The sequence below is a fragment of the Anoxybacteroides voinovskiense genome (assembly GCF_014196205.1).
Lineage (GTDB): Bacteria > Bacillota > Bacilli > Bacillales > Anoxybacillaceae > Anoxybacteroides > Anoxybacteroides voinovskiense.
Genome location: NZ_JACIDE010000018.1, coordinates 58951 through 65917 on the forward strand (window position 1 = coordinate 58951; position 6967 = coordinate 65917).

Sequence of the window (6967 nt, forward strand, 5' to 3'; positions counted from 1 at the left end):
GGAAAAGTGGCATGAGAACATTGCTTGTAATCGGCGTGATTGTTGCCTTTTTATCCGCTATTTTTACTGCAGGCTACAATGACAAGCCTGGTGTAAAAAATTAATCAATAAAAAACGACCTCCAAATTGAAGGTCGTTTTTTATTAAAATACTCCCTTAAATCCTTGTTGTCTTAGCGCCTCATATACTAAAATAGCTGCTGTATTGGATAAATTAAGGGAACGCACGTTATCGTTCATCGGAATTCGTAAACAATAATCCATATTATTTTCAATCAGTTCTTTCGGAAGCCCACTCGTTTCACGGCCGAATACAAAAAAATAATCTTTTTCCGGGTCGCTGTAATCGAACGAATCGTAATATTTTTGGCCAAACTTCGTAATAAAGTAAAATTCTCCGTCCTTATATTTGTCAAAAAGCTCTTGAAGCGAATCATAGTAAAAAATATTGACATACTGCCAATAATCGAGACCAGCTCGTTTCAACATTTTATCATCCGTTGAAAAGCCAAGCGGGCGAATTAAATGCAATGCTGTGCCCGTCGCCGCACAAGTCCGCGCAATATTTCCTGTATTCGCTGGAATTTCTGGTTGATACAATACTACATGCAAAGCCACCTTTATTCACGAAACTTACGCAAGGAATCTCTTGCCTACACCTTACGCAAGTTTCATTCCCTCCTTTCGATACGTACATCTGTCAAATTGTCATCGTTCTCCGCTTTATTATACTATGGTTTATCAACAATATGAAAAAATTTATATTGAATATTTGGCGTATAGGCGCTTGAATCTTCATACGACCAATAACGCATGCGGCTATTGGTTGTATGGGCATTTACAAGCGGCATCCCTTGCTTATCTTTTGCCACAACAATCGTGGAATGATTAAATCGACCGTCTCCTTCAAAATCATAGCAAATGACATCCCCTACCATTAGTTGGTCCGGAGTAGATACTTCTATTGTTTTTATCCCAGGGTGCTCACCGCTTAAATACCACCGGAAAGCGTGAGCAACCGCCCAACTATAGCTCCAATTTTTGTTTTTCATCCACCACCCTTTTTGGCGGTTAGGATATCCCGTCATCGGGATGCCGCCTGCATATAAACATTGCGACACAAAATTAGTGCAATCCACCGCAAATTTAGGAAACGCTGGGTGATAGCTGTTCCACCATGTTTCCGCATATTTTACAGCCTTTATCCGGTCGTACGTGTAATAAATGACCGCCTCTTTTTTCCCTTCTCGCTCTAAGCGAATAGGCGCTTGCGATGCGTCAACCGCTTCCATTTGTTTTTCTTCCACTAAACGTCCTCGGGTAAAACGTGCTCGTCGCGGTTCCACTTTCTCCTCTATATACATCCATCCATGCTGTTCAATTAAAAATTGATAATGCACGATATAGTCCACATGGAGCCACTCACCCATTTGTTGCTTACGAACTACTTGCCCTTTCAGTTCACATTTTACGATTTCCGCTTCACGCTTTTTCAACAATTGTTGCTTTTTCTCAACGATTGAATCTTCTTGAGCTCTTTCAGTTGACACAAAAAGCTGTGCCCGTTTTTCTAAAAGCGCCTCGAGCTGTTTTTTCACAATGCCCACCACGTTTCTTTTTTTATTACATTATATGGCGGGGTCTTCATTTTTTCCTTTGTGCATGCAACATTCGTAATCCTTTTTCGATTTCTCGCAATACGTCCTCGTCTTTTTCATGCTGTAACGCTTGTTCTAATATTTTGGCAACACTATCATCACCAATTTTCCCAAGCGCCCACGCAGCCGTTCCGCGAATAACTGGTCGACTATCTTCTTTAAGCAGGTGCACTAAATCCGGGATAGCTGTCCGGTCTTTAAAATGCGCTAATGCCAAAATAGCGTTACGTTGAATCGGCTTTTTCCCACGCCACGAACCTGCGAGCGAACCATACTTTTCCTTAAACTCGCGATTAGATAGGTGGAGCAACGGTTTTAATAGTGGCTTAACGATTTCAGGATCCGGCTCCATTTCGGGATGGAGATGAAAATCTTTTCCCTTATTTGCTGGGCATACCATTTGGCATGTGTCGCAACCGTATAGTCGATTTCCGATTTTATCACGAAACTCTTCAGACAAAAACCCTTTCGTTTGCGTCAAAAATGCAATGCACCTTTGCGCATTAAGTTGTCCTCCTTGAACGAGAGCACCAGTCGGACATGCTTCAATACATTTTGTACATGTACCACATCGGTCTTCGATTGGTACATCTGGAGGAAATGGAATCGTTGTAATCATTTCTCCTAAATAAACGTACGAGCCAAACTCCGGTGTAATGACAGCACAATTTTTTCCGCTCCAGCCGATTCCTGCACGCACAGCCACCGCCCGATCTGCTAATTCGCCTGTATCCACCATTGATTTTACTTGCGCGGTTGGTACTTTTGTTAAAATAAAATCCTCTAGCATTTTCAACCGTTGTCGTAAAATATGATGATAATCTTCCCCCCATGAAGCGCGGCAAAAAATTCCCCTGCGCGCTTCCTTTGTGCTTCGTGGTGCACCTTTCATTTTTGATGGATAAGCAAGTGCAATTGCAATAATCGACTTTGCATGCGGCAAAAGCATCGACGGGTTTGTACGCTTTTCTATATCTGGTTCTTCAAATCCTGATTGATAGCCTAGTTGTTGTTGCTGAAGGAGACGTTCTTTTAGTTCCACAAATGGATCAGCGCTGGCAAATCCAATTTTATCAATGCCTATCTCTTGGCTATATGCAATAATTTCTTTCTTGAGTTGATTGATATCCATCGCTGCACCTCCTTTCGTTAAAATAGGCGACGATGAGCAAAAAAACAAGGAGTAAAAAATGTAAATCATTTGAATCTTCAGGAAAAACAAAAAACGCAATGCCCCGTTCTCCCGAAGAAACGAAACACTGCGTTGTCCCCTATGTATATGGAGCGGGTGATGGGAATCGAACCCACGACATCAGCTTGGAAGGCTGAGGTTTTACCACTAAACTACACCCGCATATAGCACACTGCTATTATTTTTATTGCTGTGACGCAATTTTCCATGCCTCTTCCTCTACTAGCTGATTCAAAGATGTTGCATGCGTCGAGGCAACTCGTCGCTTATTCGACGATGCATCGCTCGTGGCTGAGGTTTTACCACTAAACTACACCCGCATATAGCACACTGCTATTACTTCTATTTCTGCGACGCATTTTCCATGCCTCTTCCTCTACTAGCTGATTCAAAGATGTTGCATGCGTCGAGGCAACTCGTCGCTTATTCGACGATGTATCGCTCGTGGCTGAGGTTTTACCACTAAACTACACCCGCATATTTGCAAAAAAGGTCAAATTTTGTCGAGAAAAAATTAAAATAAAAAACAGGTATTCCCTGTTACAAAATGGTGCCGATGGTGGGAGTCGAACCCACACGGGGGGCTACCCCACACGATTTTGAGTCGTGCGCGTCTGCCAGTTCCGCCACATCGGCAAGTAATATTAACTAACGACATAAATTATTATATCAATATTCATCTTAAAAGTCAATATTTTTGATATAAAGACCTGCAACATAATGGAGGCGGCACCCGGATTCGAACCGGGGGTAAAGGTTTTGCAGACCTCTGCCTTACCACTTGGCTATGCCGCCGAGAGAGCGGAAGACGGGACTCGAACCCGCGACCCCCACCTTGGCAAGGTGGTGTTCTACCACTGAACTACTTCCGCATATGGCTGGGGTAGCTGGATTCGAACCAACGCATCACGGAGTCAAAGTCCGTTGCCTTACCGCTTGGCTATACCCCAATGAATGTACTATGCAGCTAATGGGGCGACTAGTGGGAATCGAACCCACGAATGCCAGAGCCACAATCTGGTGCGTTAACCACTTCGCCATAGCCGCCATAAACAGGGGCAGTAGGAATCGAACCCACACCGGAGGTTTTGGAGACCTCTGTTCTACCATTAAACTATGCCCCTAAATGGTGGAGGGGGACGGATTCGAACCGCCGAACCCACAGGGAGCGGATTTACAGTCCGCCGCGTTTGGCCACTTCGCTACCCCTCCATTTATATAAATGATGCCGACTGCAGGACTTGAACCCGCAACCTACTGATTACGATTCAGTTGCTCTACCAATTGAGCTAAGTCGGCATTATTACAACCAACCGCTCTATACATAGCTACATTTTGTGCCTCTTCCTCTGCTAGCTAATTCAAAGGCGCTAAATGCGTCGAGGCAACTCGCCGTTAATTCATTGATGTATCGCTCGTCTCTACCAATTGAACTAAGTCGGCACTATACAACTAACTGTTCTACACAAAGGTTGCATTCTCACTTAGCTTGTAAAGCATTCATCGTTTTTTACATAAAAAATGGTGGCTCGGGACGGAATCGAACCGCCGACACAAGGATTTTCAGTCCTTTGCTCTACCGACTGAGCTACCGAGCCATTATATAATATTCACTATTTACTCATTTTCTTCGTTGTACTGCTTCCCGACTGTGCCTCTTCCTCTGGTAGTTAATTCGGGGATGGTGCATGCATTGAGGCAACTCGTAGCGGATTCACCAATGTTTTGCTCATGGCTACCGTTCCATTACAAAAATCTAAATATATAATGGCGGTCCCGACGGGACTCGAACCCGCGATCTCCTGCGTGACAGGCAGGCATGTTAACCACTACACTACGGGACCATTTGGTTGCGGGGGCAGGATTTGAACCTGCGACCTTCGGGTTATGAGCCCGACGAGCTACCAGGCTGCTCCACCCCGCGATGATAAAAGATAAACAAAATTTTTACTATGCTCTATGTTTCTTTGCTGCCTCTTCCTCTACTAGCCATTTCGAGGATGTTTGATGCGTCGAGGCAACTCGTAGCAAATTCACAGATGTGTTGCTCGTTGCTCCACCCCGCGATGATAAATAAGAAAATAATTGGTTTCTATGCTCCATGCTCTTTTGGCCGTCCCGCTCTCAGCATGCCTATTCAAGCTGTGGCTCGAGCGGTACGCTGTAGATTTTTCACGGAAGCTTATTCGATCGTGCTCCACTCTGTAATGATAATAATTAATGGCGGAGGAGGAGGGATTCGAACCCCCGCGCGCCTCTCGACGCCTCTCGGTTTTCAAGACCGACCCCTTCAGCCAGACTTGGGTACTCCTCCGTGTATTCACAAAATGGTGGACCTTGTAGGACTCGAACCTACGACCGGACGGTTATGAGCCGTCTGCTCTAACCAGCTGAGCTAAAGGTCCGAATCGATGGTGGCGGTGGAGGGGATCGAACCCCCGACCTCACGGGTATGAACCGTACGCTCTAGCCAGCTGAGCTACACCGCCAAATATGGTGGAGCCTATCGGGATCGAACCGATGACCTCCTGCGTGCAAAGCAGGCGCTCTCCCAGCTGAGCTAAGGCCCCATTATCCACTAACTGGTCGGGAAGACAGGATTCGAACCTGCGACCCCATGGTCCCAAACCATGTGCTCTACCAAGCTGAGCTACTTCCCGAAATGGCGCGCTCGAGAGGATTCGAACCCCTAACCTTCTGATCCGTAGTCAGATGCTCTATCCAATTGAGCTACGAGCGCAAGATGCCGAGGGCCGGACTCGAACCGGCACGGTAGTCACCTACCGCAGGATTTTAAGTCCTGTGCGTCTGCCAATTCCGCCACCCCGGCGACGCATGGAGCGGAAGACGGGACTCGAACCCGCGACCCCCACCTTGGCAAGGTGGTGTTCTACCACTGAACTACTTCCGCGTCATGCGGGTGGAGGGACTTGAACCCCCACGCCGTTAGGCGCCAGATCCTAAGTCTGGTGCGTCTGCCAATTCCGCCACACCCGCAAACAAGTGAGCCATGGAGGACTCGAACCTCCGACCCTCTGATTAAAAGTCAGATGCTCTACCTGCTGAGCTAATGGCTCATTCAATCGTGGTGCCGGCTGCAGGACTTGAACCCGCAACCTACTGATTACAAGTCAGTTGCTCTACCAATTGAGCTAAGCCGGCGAACAAAATTTCAAAACAACACTCTTGCAAACCTTTCGATATTATCGTCGTCCCGCTCTCAGTATGTTTAATCAAGCAGCAACTCGAGCGGTACGCTGTAGTAATCTCAAAGAAGCTTATTCAGACGTGCTCTACCAATTGAGCTAAGCCGGCGTAACGTAGTTAATACCCTATACTTATTATCCTTTTGTGCCTCTTCCTCTACCAGCTTACTCGAGGAAGTTAGATGCGTCGAGGCAACTCGCAGCATATTCACTGAAGCATTGCTCGTCTCTACCAATTGAGCTAAGCCGACGAACAATAATGGTGGAGGATGACGGGATCGAACCGCCGACCCCTTGCTTGTAAGGCAAGTGCTCTCCCAGCTGAGCTAATCCTCCGATATGTACTGCCTAGCAACGTCCTACTCTTGCAGGGGCGTTAGCCCCAACTACCATCGGCGCTGGAGAGCTTAACTTCCGTGTTCGGGATGGGAACGGGTGTGTCCTCTCCGCTATCGTCACTAGGCGATTTTGTACAGACAGTTATTATTATAATAAATCTCTTATATGTGTCAAGGTTTTTTTGTTCCTTCAAAACTAGATAACAGGGTGAGAAGAAAAGGAGTCGCCTACGCTTTTCGTATTGTCTAGCTCCGAACTAACATCCTCCTCCGCGTCCGCTTTCTCCATCGACGTGCAAGCACGTCTTCGTCGAAAGCTTGCGCTTCCGTCGGATGTTTCCTTGGCTACGCCAAGGACCGTTCTCCGCTTTTCTATGGTTAAGTCCTCGATCGATTAGTATCCGTCAGCTGCACGTGTCGCCACGCTTCCACCTCGGACCTATCAACCTCGTCATCTTCGAGGGATCTTACTCGCTAATGCGATGGGAAATCTCATCTTGAGGGGGGCTTCACGCTTAGATGCTTTCAGCGCTTATCCCTTCCGCACATAGCTACCCAGCGGTGCCCTTGGCAG

Annotated in this window: 3 protein-coding genes, 24 tRNA genes and 2 rRNA genes; all 29 read right to left on the reverse strand. The window is 46.6% G+C overall.

Annotated elements, in window-relative coordinates:
• Positions 1-143: 143 nt before the first annotated feature.
• The gene (trmL, locus tag GGR02_RS11990) at positions 144-617 is read right to left on the reverse strand and encodes a tRNA (uridine(34)/cytosine(34)/5-carboxymethylaminomethyluridine(34)-2'-O)-methyltransferase TrmL (RefSeq protein ID WP_183185203.1); all 474 of its coding nucleotides are present in this window, start codon (positions 615-617) and stop codon (positions 144-146) included.
• A gap of 113 nt (positions 618-730) precedes the next feature.
• Entirely contained in the window at positions 731-1597 is an 867-nt protein-coding gene (locus GGR02_RS11995) for an amidase domain-containing protein (RefSeq protein WP_183185205.1), read from the reverse strand.
• Between the two features lie 46 nt (positions 1598-1643).
• Complete coding sequence (gene queG, locus GGR02_RS12000) at positions 1644-2789, reverse strand: tRNA epoxyqueuosine(34) reductase QueG (RefSeq protein WP_183185207.1); 1146 nt, start codon at positions 2787-2789, stop codon at positions 1644-1646.
• A gap of 148 nt (positions 2790-2937) precedes the next feature.
• Positions 2938-3011 (reverse strand) — tRNA-Gly (locus GGR02_RS12005).
• Positions 3012-3397: 386 nt separating this feature from the next.
• Positions 3398-3485, reverse strand: a tRNA-Leu gene (locus GGR02_RS12010).
• Positions 3486-3570: 85 nt separating this feature from the next.
• Positions 3571-3644: transfer RNA gene (locus tag GGR02_RS12015), tRNA-Cys, on the reverse strand.
• 5 nt (positions 3645-3649) lie between these two features.
• Positions 3650-3721: transfer RNA gene (locus GGR02_RS12020), tRNA-Gly, on the reverse strand.
• A gap of 3 nt (positions 3722-3724) precedes the next feature.
• A tRNA-Gln gene (locus tag GGR02_RS12025) sits at positions 3725-3799 on the reverse strand.
• A gap of 21 nt (positions 3800-3820) precedes the next feature.
• Positions 3821-3896 (reverse strand) — tRNA-His (locus GGR02_RS12030).
• Between the two features lie 6 nt (positions 3897-3902).
• Positions 3903-3973 (reverse strand) — tRNA-Trp (locus tag GGR02_RS12035).
• A gap of 3 nt (positions 3974-3976) precedes the next feature.
• Positions 3977-4061: transfer RNA gene (locus GGR02_RS12040), tRNA-Tyr, on the reverse strand.
• Between the two features lie 14 nt (positions 4062-4075).
• Positions 4076-4148 (reverse strand) — tRNA-Thr (locus GGR02_RS12045).
• 223 nt (positions 4149-4371) lie between these two features.
• A tRNA-Phe gene (locus tag GGR02_RS12050) sits at positions 4372-4447 on the reverse strand.
• Positions 4448-4617: 170 nt separating this feature from the next.
• Positions 4618-4693 (reverse strand) — tRNA-Asp (locus GGR02_RS12055).
• A gap of 3 nt (positions 4694-4696) precedes the next feature.
• Positions 4697-4773: transfer RNA gene (locus GGR02_RS12060), tRNA-Met, on the reverse strand.
• 297 nt (positions 4774-5070) lie between these two features.
• Positions 5071-5163 (reverse strand) — tRNA-Ser (locus GGR02_RS12065).
• A 14-nt stretch (positions 5164-5177) separates the two neighbouring features.
• Positions 5178-5254, reverse strand: a tRNA-Ile gene (locus GGR02_RS12070).
• 7 nt (positions 5255-5261) lie between these two features.
• A tRNA-Met gene (locus GGR02_RS12075) sits at positions 5262-5338 on the reverse strand.
• A gap of 5 nt (positions 5339-5343) precedes the next feature.
• Positions 5344-5419, reverse strand: a tRNA-Ala gene (locus GGR02_RS12080).
• A gap of 13 nt (positions 5420-5432) precedes the next feature.
• Positions 5433-5509: transfer RNA gene (locus tag GGR02_RS12085), tRNA-Pro, on the reverse strand.
• 3 nt (positions 5510-5512) lie between these two features.
• Positions 5513-5589: transfer RNA gene (locus tag GGR02_RS12090), tRNA-Arg, on the reverse strand.
• A gap of 4 nt (positions 5590-5593) precedes the next feature.
• Positions 5594-5679 (reverse strand) — tRNA-Leu (locus tag GGR02_RS12095).
• A 6-nt stretch (positions 5680-5685) separates the two neighbouring features.
• A tRNA-Gly gene (locus GGR02_RS12100) sits at positions 5686-5760 on the reverse strand.
• A gap of 4 nt (positions 5761-5764) precedes the next feature.
• Positions 5765-5846 (reverse strand) — tRNA-Leu (locus GGR02_RS12105).
• A 7-nt stretch (positions 5847-5853) separates the two neighbouring features.
• Positions 5854-5926 (reverse strand) — tRNA-Lys (locus GGR02_RS12110).
• Between the two features lie 9 nt (positions 5927-5935).
• Positions 5936-6011 (reverse strand) — tRNA-Thr (locus tag GGR02_RS12115).
• A 304-nt stretch (positions 6012-6315) separates the two neighbouring features.
• Positions 6316-6391, reverse strand: a tRNA-Val gene (locus GGR02_RS12120).
• A gap of 10 nt (positions 6392-6401) precedes the next feature.
• A 5S ribosomal RNA gene (gene rrf / locus GGR02_RS12125) occupies positions 6402-6518 on the reverse strand.
• A gap of 249 nt (positions 6519-6767) precedes the next feature.
• Positions 6768-6967: ribosomal RNA gene (locus tag GGR02_RS12130) — 23S ribosomal RNA — on the reverse strand; the annotation flags it as partial.